This window comes from Arthrobacter glycogeni, assembly GCF_054511155.1.
In genome coordinates, this window is sequence record NZ_JBTNDE010000006.1 from 44,972 (window position 1) to 62,646 (window position 17,675).

12 protein-coding genes and 1 pseudogene are annotated in these 17,675 nt (G+C 64.7%); 6 read left to right on the forward strand and 7 right to left on the reverse strand.

Features of this window, described 5'->3' with window-relative positions; translation table 11 throughout:
* Complete coding sequence (locus ACX80O_RS05885; protein WP_459332846.1) at positions 1-1,635, forward strand: fucose isomerase; 1,635 nt, start codon at positions 1-3, stop codon at positions 1,633-1,635.
* 33 nt (positions 1,636-1,668) lie between these two features.
* Positions 1,669-3,180: an FGGY-family carbohydrate kinase gene (locus ACX80O_RS05890; RefSeq protein ID WP_459332847.1), complete on the forward strand. Its 1,512-nt coding sequence runs from the start codon at positions 1,669-1,671 to the stop codon at positions 3,178-3,180.
* On the opposite strand, the gene ACX80O_RS05895 is transcribed toward ACX80O_RS05890, so the two are convergent.
* From ACX80O_RS05895 to sctO, 3 genes are all read right to left on the reverse strand, one after another.
* Positions 3,177-3,887, reverse strand: coding sequence for an aspartate/glutamate racemase family protein (locus ACX80O_RS05895; RefSeq protein ID WP_459305070.1), 711 nt, complete (start codon positions 3,885-3,887; stop codon positions 3,177-3,179). The genes ACX80O_RS05890 and ACX80O_RS05895 overlap by 4 nt on opposite strands.
* Positions 3,888-3,993: 106 nt before the next feature.
* On the reverse strand, positions 3,994-4,467 hold the full coding sequence (locus ACX80O_RS05900; RefSeq protein WP_459332848.1) for a VOC family protein: 474 nt from the start codon (positions 4,465-4,467) through the stop codon (positions 3,994-3,996).
* A gap of 145 nt (positions 4,468-4,612) precedes the next feature.
* Positions 4,613-5,503 carry a type III secretion system stalk subunit SctO gene (sctO, locus tag ACX80O_RS05905; protein ID WP_459332849.1) on the reverse strand — a complete coding sequence of 297 codons (891 nt, stop codon included), beginning with the start codon at positions 5,501-5,503 and terminating at the stop codon, positions 4,613-4,615.
* 186 nt (positions 5,504-5,689) lie between these two features.
* Here sctO and ACX80O_RS05910 point away from each other — a divergent pair, with 186 nt between their 5' ends.
* From ACX80O_RS05910 to ACX80O_RS05925, 4 genes and pseudogenes are all read left to right on the forward strand, one after another.
* Entirely contained in the window at positions 5,690-7,735 is a 2,046-nt protein-coding gene (locus tag ACX80O_RS05910; protein ID WP_459332850.1) for a putative bifunctional diguanylate cyclase/phosphodiesterase, read from the forward strand.
* A 103-nt stretch (positions 7,736-7,838) separates the two neighbouring features.
* Positions 7,839-10,049, forward strand: coding sequence for a catalase (locus ACX80O_RS05915; protein WP_459332851.1), 2,211 nt, complete (start codon positions 7,839-7,841; stop codon positions 10,047-10,049).
* A gap of 201 nt (positions 10,050-10,250) precedes the next feature.
* Entirely contained in the window at positions 10,251-11,249 is a 999-nt protein-coding gene (locus ACX80O_RS05920) for a D-2-hydroxyacid dehydrogenase (protein ID WP_459332852.1), read from the forward strand.
* Positions 11,250-11,344: 95 nt separating this feature from the next.
* Positions 11,345-12,849, forward strand: a pseudogene (locus ACX80O_RS05925) (MDR family MFS transporter).
* Between the two features lie 5 nt (positions 12,850-12,854).
* Here the strand turns inward: ACX80O_RS05925 and ACX80O_RS05930 are convergent.
* The 4 genes from ACX80O_RS05930 to ACX80O_RS05945 are packed head-to-tail and all read right to left on the reverse strand — an operon-like array spanning position 12,855 to position 17,675.
* Positions 12,855-13,730, reverse strand: a complete 876-nt coding sequence (locus ACX80O_RS05930; RefSeq protein ID WP_459305064.1) for an SDR family oxidoreductase — start codon at positions 13,728-13,730, stop codon at positions 12,855-12,857.
* Between the two features lie 55 nt (positions 13,731-13,785).
* A complete protein-coding gene (locus ACX80O_RS05935) occupies positions 13,786-15,597 on the reverse strand; it encodes an ABC transporter permease (RefSeq protein WP_459332853.1) in 1,812 nt (603 codons plus the stop codon).
* 9 nt (positions 15,598-15,606) lie between these two features.
* Positions 15,607-16,620: an ABC transporter ATP-binding protein gene (locus ACX80O_RS05940; RefSeq protein WP_459305062.1), complete on the reverse strand. Its 1,014-nt coding sequence runs from the start codon at positions 16,618-16,620 to the stop codon at positions 15,607-15,609.
* Entirely contained in the window at positions 16,620-17,675 is a 1,056-nt protein-coding gene (locus tag ACX80O_RS05945) for an extracellular solute-binding protein (protein WP_459332854.1), read from the reverse strand. Before ACX80O_RS05945 ends, ACX80O_RS05940 begins: the two co-directional genes overlap by 1 nt.

The following is a 17,675-nucleotide window of genomic DNA, read 5'->3' on the forward strand; positions in this document are numbered from 1 at the left end:
ATGACCAGTTACGCCTTTCCGAAAGAACTTGAATTGCCTGTCCTGCGGGACAAAACCGTGTACACGGTGGCCAGCGGTGACCTTCGCCTGAGCGCGAACACGGCGGGCTGGACTACCCAGCAAAAGCTTGAAGCAGACTTCGCCGGCGCCGTCGAGCGTTCCGGATTCGCCGTTCACCGCGGCCATGAGGTGAATCCCGAAACCGGGCACGGATTCATTGACAGCCAGCGCGCCGGCATGAACGTTTTTCGCAGCATTCCCGCCGAAGCGCCTTTGGTGGTGGTGGACGCAGTGTGGCAGTACAGCCACCACGTGTTGGCCGGGCTGCGGTCCCACCGCGGTCCGATCCTGGTGGTGGCGAACTGGGCAGGCGACTTTCCCGGGCTGGTGGGGCTACTGAACCTGACAGCCTCCCTGACAAAGGCCGGGATTGCCTATTCGTCGCTGTGGAGCGAAGACTTCACCGATACGTGGGCGCTCGACAAGGTAGCGGAGTGGTTGCGGACCGGAACTATCGTTCACGATCTCAGCCATGTACGCGATCTGGGCCAGCTGCCCCCGACACCTGAAACCAGACTGGGGCAGGCCCTTGCCCAGCAATTGTCAACGGAGAAGGCGATCATCGGAATCTTCGACGAGGGTTGCATGGGGATGTACAACGCCATCATCGACGACGAACTGCTCAATCCGCTGGGCATCTATAAGGAACGCCTCTCCCAGTCGGCGCTTCTGGCCGAAATGGGGAAGGTGTCCGACGAGGAGGCACAGGCTGTCCGCAACTGGCTCGACGAAGCACGATTTACCTTTCACTTTGGTACCGACGACGCCACTGAACTCACCGAGGCGCAGGTGCATGAGCAACTGAAAATGTATGTCGCAGCTGTGCGGATCGCCGACGATTTCGGCGCCGACGCCATTGGAATCCAATACCAGCAGGGTCTGAAAGATATGACCCCCGCCTCGGACCTGGTGGAGGGCCTGCTCAACAATGTCTCCCGTCCCCCAGTACTGTCCCGGAGCGGATCCCGCGAGCTCTACCCCGGCGCCGCACTTCCGCACTTCAACGAGGTCGATGAGGGTGTTGCGGTGGACGCACTGATCACCAACAGGATCTGGACGGCGATGGGCCTGGATCCGGCCAACACCCTCCATGACATCCGGTGGGGTGAGAAGTACAACGGTGAGTTTGTGTGGGTATTCGAAATTTCGGGTTCGGTGCCAGCATCGCATAACGGGGGGTACGAGAAGTCGTACGGAATGCGTCAACCGGCGGTGTTCTTCCCGCGGGGCGGTTCGACCTTGTCGGGCGTTTCCAGGCCCGGCGACATCGTCTGGTCCCGGGTGTTCATTATGGACGGCGAATTGCACCTCGACCTCGGTCGCGGGCACGTCGTGGAGCTTCCGGAGGAGGAGACTCAACGGCGGCTCGACGCCACCGACAAGCAATGGCCCATCATGCACGCGGTACTTCACGGTGTGTCCCGGGACCAGTTGATGGCCCGGCATAAGGCCAATCATGTCCAGGTGGTCTACGCGCCGGATGCGGAGACAGCGGATAGGGCGCTCGTCGCGAAGGCGGCATTTTTCGCTGAGTTGGGCGTACACGTTCACCTCTGCGGGACGGTTGACCTGTAACCATGAAGCGGACCGGTCGGGAAGGGTTCTATAGTGGCTGACGTCGTCCTCGGAGTCGACATTGGCACCGGCAGCAGCAAGGGTGTCCTGGTTGCAATGGACGGGACGGTCCGGCGCACCAAGGTGATCGAGCATCGGGTGGAGCGCCCGTACCCGGGTTGGGTGGAGATGGATGCTCACATCTGGTGGGACGAATTCACCGCCATCTGCCGGGCGCTGCTGCTCGATTCCGTCAATGCTGACTCACCCGACACCGTCGTCGCCGTGGGCGTCAGCGGCATGGGCCCGTGCGTGCTGCTCACTGACGATCACGACCAGCCGTTGCGTCCGGCCATCCTCTACGGTGTGGACACCCGCGCTACCGCCCAGATTTCCAGGCTGACCAGTGAACTGGGTGGGGACCAGGCAATTCTGGACCGTTGCGGATCCGTGCTGTCCACGCAGGCGGTTGGCCCGAAGCTCGCCTGGATTGCCGAGCATGAGCCGACCGTGCTGGGGCGAGCCCGGAAACTGTTCATGCCATCGTCCTGGCTGGCGTTCAAACTGACCGGCGAATATGTTCTGGACCATCACTCAGCCAGTCAGTCCACCCCGCTCTACGACACCAATCTCCTCGACTGGTACCACCCGTGGTCGCAGCACATCGCCCCGGACCTGCAATTGCCGCGGCTGATCTGGCCGTCGGGTATCGCGGGGACGGTGTCTACGGGCGCGGCCCGCGAGACCGGGCTGCCCCCGGGAGTGCCGGTGATTGCCGGAACGATCGATGCGTGGACGGAGGCCGTCAGCGTGGACGCACAAAACGACGGCGACCTGATGCTGATGTACGGCTCGACCATGTTCCTCGTGCACACCGTCCCCGGGAAGGTTTTCACCCCGAACCTGTGGGGGACAATCGGCGCCTTTGAAGGGACGAGGAGCCTGGCGGGTGGCATGGCAACCTCCGGTGCGATCACCGGGTGGCTCAAGGAGCTTTTCGGCTCAGTGGATTACCCGGAATTGCTGGCCGAGGCAGAGCGCTCCGGGCCTGGGGCGGGCGGCCTGGTGATGCTGCCCTACTTCGCCGGGGAGCGCACACCCATCGCTGACCCGGATGCCCGCGGCCTGATCGCGGGGCTCACGTTGTCCCATGGACGCGGTGACCTCTACCGGGCAGCCCTCGAGGCGACGGCATTAGGGGTGCGTCACAACATCGAGCAGATCGAAGCGGCGGGAGGTGCGATCGAACGGATTATCGCCGTCGGCGGCGGCACCCAGGGGGACCTGTGGATGCAGATTGTCTCGGATATCACCGGTCTTCCGCAGGTGGTCCCGACCAACACCATCGGCGCCAGTTACGGCGCCGCCTATTTTGCGGCGCTGGCAACCGGCAATTCACACGTTGATATCCGGTCGTGGAATCCCACCGCCAGGGTTATTGTCCCGAATCCGGCGGTTAGGGACAACTATGATGAGCTGTACTCGCTGTATCGCGACCTGTATCCGGCCACCCGCGAGATAACCCATCACCTCGCGCAACGCCAGCACCTACTGTTCCGCGACTAACTGGCAAGTCCCCCGGCCGGGACCAGCCCATCCCGGCCGGAGGTGAACGCCCTCGCCTCGGATGGTGGCTCCTGGCCCAGATGGAGGGTGAGCGCCGACCCGGCGGCCAGCACCGGATCGATCACGGGAAGACCGTACCGGCGGCGCAGTTCACGGGAAACGCCCATGCTGGTCAGGCCGGTGCAGCCTTGAAGGATGACGTCGGCGCCGTCGTCGACCAGCCGCTCAGCCGCGAGGTACGTTTCGTACACCCCCGACGGCGTGAGCAGCTCCTGGGTGTGGGTGACGCCGTCGGGCGACTGAACCGTATGGAGGTGACGGCCCAGCACGTCGACGACGGCCGGGGGCGGGTCGGCGCTCAACGCCAGCACCCCGATCCGCGAGCCCAGTGTCAGGGCCGCCGCTGCGCCCGCCGAGCCGGCACCAACCACCGGAACGCCGACCAGGGCACGGACCTCCGCGAGGCCAGGATCGGACGAGCAACTGATCATGATGCCATCCACGTGCGGCGCCAGGTCGGCGGCGAGGGCCAGGACCTTCGGGGCTGCGGAGTCGTGGGTGTGCTGGTCGTAGACGCCCTCAGGCTGGTCGTGGACCGCGCGCGAAATTACCTCGACGCCGAACGCTTCCTGGAGGGCGCGGCCGTGGACGTTCAGCAGTCGTGGATCGCTGGCGGTGAGGACTCTGATGAGGCCGATGCGTGACATTGATTCCTCGGGGGAGGGCCGGGTGGTTACCTCAATGGTGACAGCGCCGGATTAACACCGGGTTTCGGGCGGATTAGCAGTAAAAGAGCCCTCGGCCGTGGTTGAGCTAGCCGTGGTAGGCGCGCTCCAGTCCAGCAATGTCGATTTTTCGCATCGCGAGCATCGCCTGCATGGCGCGCCCGGCTCCCTCGGCGTCAGGACCGGACAGGAGTTCCCCGAGCCGGGTGGGGACAATCTGCCAGGACAACCCGTACTTGTCCTTCAGCCAGCCGCACCTCGATTCCTCTCCGCCGTCGGCGATCAACGCGGCCCAAAGCCGGTCGGTTTCTTCCTGCGACGTGGTGCTGACGGCAAGGGATACGGCTTCGGTGAAGGGAAACAGCGGACCGCCGTTGAGGGCCTGGAACGCGACGCCGTCCAGTTCGAACTGCACCATGATCGCCGTGCCGGCGGGCTGCGGGCCGCCGTCGCCATATCGGGACACGTCAACGATCCGCGACTTGCCGAGGAGGGAAACGTAGAAGGTAGCGGCCTCTTCGGCCTGCGCATCGAACCAGAGACACGGTGCTATTGCTGACATGGTGGACTCCTCGTGGCGTGGCGTGGCGTGGCGTGGCGTGGCGTGGCGTGGCGTGGCGTGGCGTGGCGTGACTGGGGCTGGGCTGGGCGGTCGATGTTTGTAGTCTGGCCCGGCAGCGCCCGGCGCGCAAGGACCGCTGGCTCGGCTAGAGCAGCTTCTCAAGGTGGCGCCGCGCGCTGTCCACGGCGCGCTGTGCATTACGGGCGGCGCGGACTGCGGCCGACTGTTCCCGTTCGGCGTCGTCGATGCGGGCGTCGAGGGTCGACAGGTCGGCCCTCAGCTCGGTGAGACGGCGCTGCAAATCCTCAATCTCGGCGGTCAGGCCGGTGCGGCGGTTCTGAAACTTGGCGAGCCGGCGTCCTGCGTCCTCGGCGTCGTCGTCGGCATCGGTCAGGGTGCGTTCGGCGTCCTCAAGGTCGGCGCGAGCGTTCCCGGTCGCCTCGTCGTCGGCCCCGGAGTTCCCTGCGTTCCCGTCCCCTGCCCCGGTTGAGTCGGCTCCGGCACCGGTGGGTCGTTCAAACGGCCCGCCCACCGCGCCAGCGAGGTCGACGGCGTCCCAACCGCTGGCGCTCAGGGCGCGGAGGAGGCGTCCGCTCGAAACGGCGGCGGCGGCGTCGGGATCGGTCATCGCGGCGCGGAACGTCTGCTCCACTTCCGCTGCGACGGAGGCGCTCACACCGTGACCCAGCTCCGTGGCCACTGCGACGCTGTCCTGGCCGAGTGAAGTCAGGACCCGCTGCCGTTGCTGCCCGAGCTCCTTCATCAGTTTCTGGTCGAGACGATCCTGGGCGCTGCGCAGCGCGACGCCGAGTTCGAGCGCCTCCCTCATGGCACTCTGGTGCCGCTGAACGAGCATGTTCACTAGCCACCCGGCCATCGACGGCTTGGGCAGCCGTTTGATCTGCTCGGCAAGCGGCTTGTCTTTGGTACTTTTGGCTAGCGCGTTGCGTCCGGCGGTGAACTCCTCCAGCGGCAGACCATACAGGCGCTCAGCCGCCTCTCTAAGGGCTGGCTCCGGTAGCTGCCGATTGCTCACAACGTCCTTCCTTGAGGCGGGTGGGTCTGGCCCCAATGTAGCGGTGGTGACGTACCTCTCACAATTGCCGCTACCATTCCTGTAGAGGAATCGGTCTGGGGAGACAGATCGGCGATTGCCCGGCAACGCTCTCCGGCGGTAGCAGGCGTGGGTGTGGGTGCCGAAGAACAACAAAGGATGAGTTGAATGGCGCTGAAGTGGGGACCCCGGTTCAAGGGGGAGGGATTGCCTGAGTCATTGTTTGCGCGGGCGCACGCGGCTACGTCTGAGGTCTCGTTGATCACCGATGCCCGCCAGAATATCCTCCACGTCTCGGATTCCTTCACGGCCATCACCGGGCATCGTCCAGAGGAGGTGCTCGGGCACAATTGCCGGTTGCTGCAGGGGCCGGGGTCCGATCCGGAGACCAAGCGTGTCATGCGCACCGCACTGGCTGCGGGGGAGGCCTTCCGCGGGGAGATCCTCAACTACCGCAAGGACGGGTCAGCGTTCTGGAATGACCTCAGTGTGGTTCCGTTGCGCGATGCCGCCGGTCACGTCACTCACTTCGTCAGTGTCCAACGGGACATCAACACGCGGATGGCCCTGCACGAGCAGCTGCGGTTCCAGGCGCTGCACGATCCGGTGACGGGACTGCCCAACCGGGTGGCGCTCGCCGAACGGTTCCAGGACGTATTCGCTCGAGGCGACCACAGTTACGTGACCGCAGCAGTGGGCATGATCGATCTCGACGATTTCCGGGCAGTCAATAACGCGTTTGGCCACGAAGCCGGGGACCGGGTGCTCAAGGAATGGGCTGTGCGCATGCAGGCCAACCTCCGCGACGGCGATTTCCTCGGACGGATGGGAGGCGACGAGTTCATTCTCGTGGTGAAGGACATTGACCGTGCCACAGCGCCAGAAGTGCTGGCCGGGATTCTGGACTCGCTGCTTGACGCTGTGGAGCGGCCGTTCCTCGCCTCGGGGAAAAGTGTCAGGGTGGGGATGAGTATGGGACTGGCCCTGTATCCCCGAGACGGCTGCGACATGGCAACACTGCTGCGCAACGCCGATGATGCGCTGTATCAATCGAAGAAGACAAAGAAGAAGCGTGACCGGTGGTGGACGCTCGCCGCGGTTGAACCTGCCGCCGAAGTTGGGTCGGATCTGACCTACCTGCAGGCAGGAATTGCTGACGCCGGCGGGCGCCCCGACAGTGCCGTCATCGAACGCTACCGGGCCCAGCTGCGCTCGGGTGGCCTCGAAGCTTTCATGCAGCCCGTGATTGACCTGCGCGACGGATCTGTTCACCTGTTCGAGGCGTTGGCCCGCCTGCGGATGCCCGACGGGCGCCTCGCGGCACCCGGTGAGTTCCTGCCCTTTCTATCCGACGTCGAGCTGGACCTGCTATTTGTCGGGATGCTCGATCAGGCGCTCGGATGGGTGGCGCAGTGGGATCGGGAGGGTCTGCACGCGAACATCTCGGTGAATCTGCCCCCGAGCACCCTGCTGAATCCGGATTGCCTGGATCTGGTCAGTAATGCGTTGCGGCGTCATCATGTCTCCGCGGACCGGCTGGGACTGGAACTGCTCGAATCCCAGACCCTGGAGTGGGAAATACAGCGGGATGCCCTGGACCAACTGGTGGGGCTGGGTGTGGGACTGGCGATGGATGACCTCGGTGCTGGCTACAGCAGCCTCAAACGGTTGTCGGCTCTCCCGTTCAACGCCATCAAGCTGGACCGCGAGCTTCTCACCGAGATCCGCAGGAAGCCCGTCGAGACGCTGAGTATGATCGCTTCCCTGATTCAGATGGGGAGGGACTTCGGAATGAACGTCGCGATCGAGGGGCTCGAGGATCTGGGCATCACCGAGGCCGCGGTGATCCTTGGCGCCCCGCTCGGCCAGGGATACTACTTCACCCGTCCCTTGCCTGCCGGTGAGGCGGCGTCGTGGGCCGCCGGGTTTGTCATTGATGTGCACCCGGTCCATCCGCGAACCTACCTGGGCGGGTTGGCCTATCACTGGCAGTTCGCCCGTCTGGGAGCCCCACATCCGCGGCCGCTCGGTGAATGCCCCCTCACGGGCTTGCTCGATAACAGTCCCGCCGTCGACGACGTAATGCGCTGGCACGCCCAGCAGCACGACCCTGATGCAAGCCATTCAGCAGCGGGCCGCCTGTTAGTGGACTGGCTGGTGCACGAGATTCGCCGAAAGGGTGGTGCCACCCCCGGAGCCTTCACCCCGGTCTAGGGTCGCTCAGCCATACTCATATACAAAGCATGCTTAGTAGTGGGGGTAGGCTGGGAGGGTAACGGCGTGGTCACTGTCACTACCCAAGCGTTTGGAGCGATCGATGAGCAAAGCGAATTCCCCAGCCACCAACCCACCTATCCCCGGTGCGCCGTCGGTCGAACCGCCCAGCCTGGCGGAGCCGGTGGAACCCCGCGAGCCGCTGCCGCCCAAACCGGATCAGGATTCCCCCGAGACGGTGTCACCCACCGGCACCCCCACCGGCGCCGCCAAATCGGTGAACTCCCAGAGCGGCCGGTTCCTCACCACCGCCCAGGGCACACGAGTGGCCGACACCGACCATTCGCTCAAGGCGGGCCCGCGGGGGCCGGTCCTGCTGCAGGATCACCACCTGCGTGAAAAAATCACCCACTTCGATCACGAACGCATCCCGGAGCGGGTAGTCCACGCTCGCGGCGCTGGTGCTCACGGCACCTTTGTGGCCAACGGTGCCGCAGCAGGCGTCACGAAGGCTGGCTTCCTCGCCAAAGACGTCGAGACGCCAGTCTTCGTGCGGTTCTCCACGGTGCTCGGCTCGCGGGGGTCGGCCGACGCAGTGCGGGACACCCGCGGCTTCGCCACCAAGTTCTACACGGACGAGGGCACCTACGACCTCGTGGGGAACAACATCCCGGTATTCTTCATCCAGGACGCGATCAAATTTCCCGACGTCGTCCACGCCGCCAAGCCCCACCCGGACCGTGAGATCCCGCAGGCCCAAAGCGCCCACGACACGTTCTGGGATTTCGTTTCCCTGCACAGCGAGGCGCAGGCGCACACCATGTGGAACATGTCTGATCGCGGCATCCCACGGTCGTACCGGACCATGGAAGGGTTCGGCGTCCACACCTTCCGGTTGCAGAACGAAGCAGGCGACACCACCCTGGTGAAGATCCATTGGAAGCCCAGGCAGGGCGTTCATTCATTGGTGTGGGAGGAAGCCCAGATCATCAACGGCATGGACCCCGACTTCCACCGCCGCGACCTGGCGGACTCGATTGAGGCCGGAGCCTTCCCGCAGTGGGACCTGGGCATCCAGACCTTCCCGGACACCGACGACGAAATGTTCGAGGGAATCGACCTGCTCGACCCCACCAAGTTTGTCCCCGAAGAGTTGGCTCCCGTCCAGATCATCGGCACGATGACCCTGAACGCCAATCCGACCAACTACTTCGCCGAGACCGAGCAGATCGCGTTTCACCCGGGGCACCTGGTGCCGGGAATCGACGTCACGAATGACCCCCTGTTACAGGGCCGGCTGTTCTCCTACATCGATACCCAGATCAGCCGCCTGGGAGGCCCGAATTTCGCCCAGCTGCCGATCAACCGGCCGCACGCGCCGGTCAATGACATGCTGCGCGACGGTATGCACCAGACCGCGGTCCACGGGGGAGCGGCACCGTACAAGCCGAACTCCCTCGACGGTGGCTGCCCGTTCCTGGCCGGTGAGGACATGAGTGCCTACATCGACGTGCCGCAGGAGCTGCCGGCATCGCTCAAGGTGCGGGAGAACCCGGCCACGTTCGAGAACCACTTCAGCCAGGTACGGCTGTTTTTCAGATCCCTCACCGCGTTGGAGCAGGATCACGTCATCTCCTCTTACACGTTCGAACTGGGCAAGCTTTACGAAGAGAACCTACGGATCCGTCAGCTGCAGCACCTCGCCAACATCGACGAGCGCCTGTGCGCCGAGGTTGCCAACGGCCTGGGCCTGGCCGCCCCGGCGCCGACCGTCGAGGTTGAGGATCACGAGCCAAGCCCGACGGTGTCGCAAATCGGGGGCACCTGGCCGGTTGAAGGACGGATTATCGGCATCATCGCGGACCCGAACAGCGACGTCGCCGCCGTCGCCAGCCTCAGTTCGGCGATCAACGACGCCGCAATGGTGCCGCTGATCATTGCCCCCACGGGCGGGAAGCTCGACGGCGGCCTGGTGGTCCAGCGGACCTACCTGACCGCGCGTTCAACCGAGTTCGACGCCCTGATCGTCGCCGGTGCTGCGACACCGGGCGACGACGCAGCCAACAGCCGCGACGCGAAGGCCGGCTCGCCAAGAGCCACGATCGATCCGCGGGTTACGCTGCTCCTCTCCGAAGCGTTCCGGCACTCGAAGGCCATCGGCGGGATCGGCGACGTGTCCTCAGTGCTGGCTGCGGCCGGAATCAGCCCTGACGCGCCGGGCGTCGTCGTCGGCGACGCAACGCCGGTGCTCACCACGCTGACCGGGCTGCTCGCGAAGCACCGCGTCTGGGACCGCTTCCCCGTCCCGGCGTAGGGACGGGCGCCACCCCTACCCCGGCTCTACCTCTGCCCCCGGCTGCGCAGCTGTGGTGGGTGGTTTCACGCATTTGCGCAGCAGTGGTGGGTTGGCGCGTGGTTTACCCACCACTGCTGCGCTTTTGTTGACGACGGCGGCCTCCCAAGCTGGGCACACCCGCCACAACTGCGCTCATCCGGACGTGGGAAGATGCTGACCATGAACTTCACCGAGCAGGCCGGCCGCAAACCCGTCGTTGCCGTGCTGGTGGGGGACCGGCCCGTGGTGGGACTGGATCGGGTGGCAGCAGTAGCGGACATCCGTGAGACCGACGCCCCTGGCCTGCCGTCGGCTCTCCGCGGAGCCGACGTGCTCTACCTGTGGGACTTCTTTTCTGGTGCGCTGGAGCCGGCCTGGAAACACGCGGATTCCCTGCAGTGGCTCCACGTCGCGGCGGCCGGCGTCGACAAGCTCCTGTTCCCTGGCCTGGTCGAATCTCCGGTCACCGTGACGAATGCGCACGGCGTGTTTGACCGGCCGATGGCCGAATACGTCCTGGGTGCGATGCTGTTCTCGGCCAAGGGCTTCGGCCAGACCCGCGACCAGCAGCACCACCAGGTCTGGGGGCGGCGGACCACCCGCAACATCGCTGGCGCCCGGGTACTCATCGTGGGAACGGGGAGCATCGGTCGGTGCACCGCACGCCTCCTCACTGCCGCGGGAGCCGACGTCGACGGCGCCGGCCGGGTGGCGCGGACGGCCGACCCCGATTTCGGCACAGTCCACAGCAGCTCAGACCTCGCCGCAGTGGTCGGCGTCTATGACTGGATGGTCCTGGTGGCGCCGCTCACCGCGCAGACCGAGGGGATGGTCAGCGCCGACGTGCTCGCGGCCATGGCGCCGTCGTCGTTCCTCATCAACGTGGGGCGCGGCCGGCTGGTGGACGAACCGGCGCTGGGCCGGGTCCTCGCCGACGGCGGGATTGCCGGGGCGGTGCTGGACACCTTCGCCGTCGAACCCCTCCCCACCAACAGCCCACTCTGGGGGATGGACCAGGTGCTCATCTCGCCGCACATGGCGAGCGACGCCGACTCCTGGCTGGAGGACCTGGCCCGTCAGTTCGAAACCAACTTCCTCCTCTGGCATGCGGGCGACCAGCTGCCCCACCCGGTGGACAAAACCCTCGGGTACGTGCCGACGTCGGGCTCGCTCAGCTAACCAATCCGTCCCCGTTACCGGCGGAATAGATCCTCTTCCTTCGGACGTTGCGGCTAGTAGGATTTCCCACCCGCACACCCTTCGAAGGATTCCCTGTGCCCCATAGCGCCCCGTCCGCCGCGGCAAACCCGCCCGCCGCTGGCCGGGAAGACACTGAGCACGCCAAACGCAACAGACTGGTCATCTCGCTGCTTCTCGTCTCAGCCTTCGTGGTGATCCTCAACGAGACCATCATGAGCGTTGCACTGCAGTCGCTGACCGTCGACCTCGGCATCACCGTCAGCGCCGGACAGTGGCTGACCACAGCGTTCATGCTCACCATGGCGGTGGTCATTCCCGTCACCGGGTTCCTGCTGTAGCGGTTCCACACCCGGCCGGTCTTCATGGCCGCCATGTCCCTGTTTAGCCTGGGCACCCTCGTGTCGGCACTGGCGCCCGGCTTCGAGGTGCTGCTGGTGGGTCGGATCATCCAGGCCAGCGGAACCGCCATCATGATGCCCTTGCTGATGACCACGGTGATGACCCTGGTGCCGCCCGCCTCGCGCGGCCGCACCATGGGCAATATCGCCATCGTCATGTCGGTAGCGCCGGCGATCGGCCCTACCATTTCGGGCCTCATCCTCAGCGTGCTGGACTGGCGTTGGCTGTTCTGGCTGGTCCTGCCCATCGCGCTTGGCGCCCTGGCACTCGGCGCCACCCGCATTCAGAACGTCAGCACGCCGCGACGTCTCCCTATCGACATCCTTTCAGTGATCCTTTCGGCCCTGGCCTTCGGCGGGATCATCTACGGCCTCAGCCAGTTCGGTGAAGCAGCCGATGGTGGTGGAGCGGTGCCGCAGTGGCTGCCACTCGCCGTCGGCGGTGCGGCCTGGTTCTTTTCGTCCTCAGGCAGCGCACCCTGCAGCGCGCCGACCGGGCTCTGCTGGACCTCCGGACGTTCACGTCCCGCACCTTCACCATCTCTATCCTGGTGATCTCGGTGAGCATGATGGCGCTGTTTGGGACCATCATTCTGCTCCCGTTGTATGTGCAGAACGTCCTCGGGCTGGAACCCGTGGTGGCGGGACTGCTGCTCTTCCCGGGCGGGCTGACCATGGGTCTGCTCGGCCCGGTGGTGGGCCGCATCTTCGACAAACGCGGCCCGCGGGTCCTGGTGGTGCCCGGCGCGATCATCGTCAGCCTGGTCTTCTGGGGACTGACGATGCTCAGCGAAACCACCCCCTTACTCATGGTCATGGTGGCTCACGTCTTCCTGAGCGTGGGCCTCGCGCTCATGTTCACGCCGCTGCTGACCCCGGCACTGGGCTCGGTCCGCCCGGCCCTGTACTCCCACGGCAGCGCGATCGTCGGCACCGTCCAGCAGCTCGCAGGAGCTGCCGGTACGGCCCTATTCATCTCGGTCATGACCATCCAGGCGACGGCCCTGCTCGACGACGGCGCCACCGAGGTTGCCGCCGAAGCCGGCGGCATCCAGGCCGCCTTCTTCGGTGGGGCGATCGTCTTCATCGTCGCCGCCTTCTTCATCAGGAAACCCGACGAGGTGCCGACCCACGGTGCCGAGGCCCCGCTCGACGGAGCTGGAGTGCCAGCCGTCCACTAGCCCTGTCAGGGGTGCCTGATCCCGTCCCCGTTGATGACGGCCAGGTACCCCTCCCGGAAGGTGGGATAGGCGAACGTGAACCCGGTGGCCCGCAGCAGAGAGTTGCTGAGCCGTTTCCCGCCGGACCGCGACGACGACGACCGCCCCACCGGCGGCGTGGGCAGGCCTAGTTGGGCCGCGAGGAACTCGAGCACTTCGCCCTGGTCGACTGGCTCGTTGTCGACGCCCACGTACACCGGTCCCGGATCGCTCACCCGGGTGGTCAGGTGCACGATGGCCGCCGCCGCGTCATCGCGGTGAATCCGGTTGGTCCACTGAACCTCTTCCGGCACGACGGCGGTCCCCGCCGTGAGCTGATCAATCAACCGGGTGCGCCCTGGCCCATAAATGCCCGACAGGCGAAGAATTGTGGTGTCCGGCCGCCGCGCCCGCAGGAGCTCTTCGGTGCTGGCCAGGATGCGCGCGGTGGCGGTCCCGGGCGCGACGGGAGTCGATTCGTCGACCCATTCGCCGTCGTCGCCCCCGAACACGGCGGTCGAGGACACCAGCAGAACATGGGCGTCAACGCCGTCGCGGTCCAGTGCATCGAGCACGTTGCCGGCAGGGGTGAGGTACGCCGAGCGGTAGGCGTCCTCGGTCCGGCCGTCGGCTGCGGTGGCCAAAACCACGATGCTGGTGTCCGCCGGGATCCGCGGCAGCTCGCCGGTGAGATCGACGGCGACTCCCTCGATCTCCGCCGGCAGCTTGTCCGCCGACCGCCGCCACCCGATCACCCGGTGCCCCGCCGCAGCGAACCTCAGCCCCGCCTCGGTGCCCAGATCCCCGCAGCCGGCGATCAGCACCGTACCTTGGATGTCATTCACTTCGCCCGACTGACCCACGTTGTACTCCTTCTCGCGCCGGCCAAAGGACCGTGAAAGTCGAGCCTACAGGGGCTCAGCGGGTGGTCACCCGACCGTCGTCGTCGGGCTGCCTCTCCCGACCCACCTGGGTGGCGGGTTGATCCGGCGCCTCGGGCAGCACCACAGCGCGAGGACGCTTCTTCGGCCGCGCCGTCACCGACCGCCCATACACTGCGTACATGCTCAGGCCCATGATAATCATCAACAGGACCGTGTAGACCAGGGTCAGCACCATGGCGTCGCTGATGTTGTCGCCGTCGGTGCTGTTCTTGATCACAATCCCGAGCGGCTCATACAGCGGCGAGTAAAGGAACACGGCGGTGTCGTAGTCATCGAGGAGGCTGTTGAAATTCAGGGCGGTGATCGCCGCAGCGGTGGGCAGGACGATGGGCAGCAGCACCCGCCGGAACGTGTACAGGGACTTCGCCCCGAGAATCCTCGCCGCGTCCTCCACCGAATCGCTGACCGAATAGAACGCAGCCTTCAGCATCCGCAAGGTGAACGGGATCTTGATGATGATGTAGGCGACCAGCAGCACCCACACTGTTCCCGTCAGCACCTGCCCGCCGATCAGGGCATTGGGCCGGTCGAAGGTGAGGATCAGCCCCAACGCGATCATGGTCGACGGCAGGATCCAGGGGATGTGCAGGAGGTACTCGGCAACCGTGGTGGCAGCGTTCCTGTACTTTTGCAGGATCCGGGCGACGAACAGCAGCCCGCCGACGACGACGACGGCCGCCGCCGCGCTGTACAGGACGCTCACGATGAACGGCTGGAACGCGCTCTGGGTGGTGAACACGGTGATGTAGTTGTCCAGGGTGAACCGGTCCCAGGACAGGGTGGCCGTCTGGATGCTCGCGGAATCGGTGAACGAGAACACGACGATCAGCAGGATCGGTAACGTGTACACCACGAAGAGGGCGTAGGCGACGACGTGCACCACCGCGTTGGCCACCGGGTTGGTGATCTTTTGCTTCTGCATGGTCGCGGAGACCTTCGAGACCGAGAAGTAGGTGCCGCCGCGTTCCACCCGGCTCATCACCGCCAGCAGGATCATCGTGGCGACGCCGAGGATCAGCGCCAGCAGGGCGGCGATGTCACGGGAGGTGGTGCTGCCGGAGAAGGTGAGGATGAGCGGGGTGACAGTCTGGAAGTCGGGACCGCCAAGCACCTGCGGGGCGGTGAGCGCGGTCAAGCCTCCCAGGAACACCAGGATCGTGATGGCGAACAGGATGGGACGTAGGACCGGCAGGACAATCCGCCACAGGACGGTCAGCGTTGACGCGCCCATGCTTTTGGCCGCCTCGATGGTCTGGAAGTCCACCTTGTTCAGGGCCGAGGTGAGGAACAGCATGTGGTACGACGTGCTGGCGAAGGTCATCACAAAGACCACGGCCAGGAACCCGGTGAACCATTCGGCGTTCATCCCCGGAAAGTAGTTCAGCAGCAGATTGGTGATGAACCCGTTCTGCCCGTAAATGAACTTGTACCCGGCCACGAGGACAATTCCGCCGTAGATCAAGGTGGTGGCGTAGCCCAGCCAAAGGATGCGCGACCCCACAATGTCGAAGTACTGGGTGACGAGCACAATGAAAATTCCGACAATGTTGACCGTCACGGCAAGGACAATCGCGAGAAGGAAACTATTGCCCAGCGACTTCATGGCCCGGTCGGAGCTCAGCAGTTTGTCGACCGAGCGGGGGGTGAAATCACCATTCGGGAAGAAGGTCGTGGCGAGCAGTCCCACGTTGGGGGCGATGAGGAAGGTGACAATGAACCAGGTCAACACCACCGAGGTCACCAGGACCATGGGGGAGCGGATCATTGACCGCAGCGACGTCTTCATGGTGCGGCCTCAGTACTGGAGCACGTTGTCGGGATTGATGTACAGGTCCACTGGTGCGCCGATGTGCAGTGTGCTCGGACCGTTCTCGGTGACCAGGGTCTTGATGCTGTTGCCGGCGACGTCGACCGTGTAGCGGCTGTGCATGCCGTGGTAGCTGCGGGCCGTCACCCGGCCGTTGACCTTGACCGCTGCTGCGCTGACCTGGTTGCGGTCCAGCCCCACCTTTTCCACCCTGAGGTAGGAACTCTTTGCCGGGTCGAGCTTCCGCATCGACACGGCGTTCAGCCGCTGGATCAACGCAGCGTCCAGCACATTGATGTCCCCGATGAAGTTGCAGACGAACTCTGTGGAGGAAGAGTCGTAGATCTGCTCGGGCGGTCCCACCTGCTCCACCACGCCCTTGTTGAACACGGCAATCCGGTCACTCATGGTCAGGGCCTCATCCTGATCGTGGGTCACATAGACGGTGGTGATCCCGAACTGGCTCTGCAGGTCCTTCAGCTGACCGCGCAGTTGCACGCGGAGCTTCGCGTCGAGGTTCGACAGGGGCTCATCCAGCAACAGAATCTTCGGTTGCAGCACCAGGGCGCGGGCAATGGCAACCCGCTGCTGCTGGCCGCCGGAGAGCTCGGAAATGTTCTTGCCCAACTGCTCGTCGGTCAGCTCCATTTTCTTTGCAATGTCGGCGACCAGGCGTTCGGTGCCGGCTTTACTTTCCTTACGGACCTTGAGTCCGAAGGCGATGTTTTCCCAGACATTCATGCTGGGGAACAGGGCGTAGTTCTGAAACACCATGCCGATGCTGCGTTTGTCGCTGGACAGCTGGGTGACGCGCTTGTTGTCCACGTAGACGTCGCCCCGGCTGGGGTTGACGAACCCCGCGAGAGTCCGCAACGCGGTGGTCTTGCCGCAGCCCGACGGGCCCAGGAGGGTGAAGAACTCACCCTCCTTCACCTCAAAGTTGAGGTTGGGAATCGCGACGAAACCGTCGAACGAGACCTGAATATTCTCGTACCGAATCATCAGGGCATGTATTCGAGTTCGATTTTCTCAACCCACGGAGAAATGTTGTCCCTGATGAACTCCCAGTCCAGGTCCTGTGGAGGAAGAGATTCGTACTGCTCGAGGACAGCCGGATCCGCCATCTCGAGCGCGTCCTCGTTGGCGGGAAGAGTCGAGAATTCCTGGGCGAAACCGCCCTGGACCGCGGCGCTACCGAACCAGTCGATGAACCGCTGTGCCTCGTCCTGCTTGCTGGTGCCCTTGACCATCGCCACCTGTTCGACGGCGTAGGGGATCCCGACCGACGGTTCCACCACACCAGCAGCGATCCCGTATTCAGCCTCGCGAGCCGGCAGGCCGCTGATGGTCATCTGACCCAGGTCGACCGTGTCCGAGGCCATCCGCGCGAACAGGTCCTCGCCCTCGACGGCCGGTGAACCGTTTTCGAAGTATTCCTGGACCTGCGCCCAGCCCTCGTCTGAAATCCCCAGATCGCCACTTTCGTCCTGATAGCGGGTGAGGATGCCAGCCATCACAATTTGCTCCGTTGCGCCCTCAAGAGAGTTGACCGACTCGTAACGGTCCTGGAATCGTTCGTCTTCCCAGAGATCGGTCCAGTCCGACGGCGCCTCGCCCGCGGGAATGGCGTCGGAATTGTAGGCCAGTACGATGCCCTGCTGCACCAGCGGCCAGAAGGCTTCGCCGTCGCCCAGTTCGGGATCCACTTCACCCGACCAGGCGGGCGTATACGGCTCGAGGATGCCCTCCGCCTTGATCTGTTCGAAGAACATGTTGTTCAAACCGAAGACGACGTCGGCCACCGGGTTTCCTGCCTCGGCGATGATCCGGTTGGTTAGATCGCTTCCACCAGCGCCGACGATCTCCAGGCTGAACCCGGCTTCCTCAGCTTCGGCTTCAAGCCACTCGCCCTTGCCATCGGAATTCGAGTTGGTGTAGACCACCAGGGTGGCGCCCTCGGTTGATTCGTCATTGCTGGTCTCGGTGGACCCGCCACCACAGCCAGCGAGGAGCAGTGCTGCAGCCAGGGTGGCTGTGACCGAAATAGTTCTACGCAC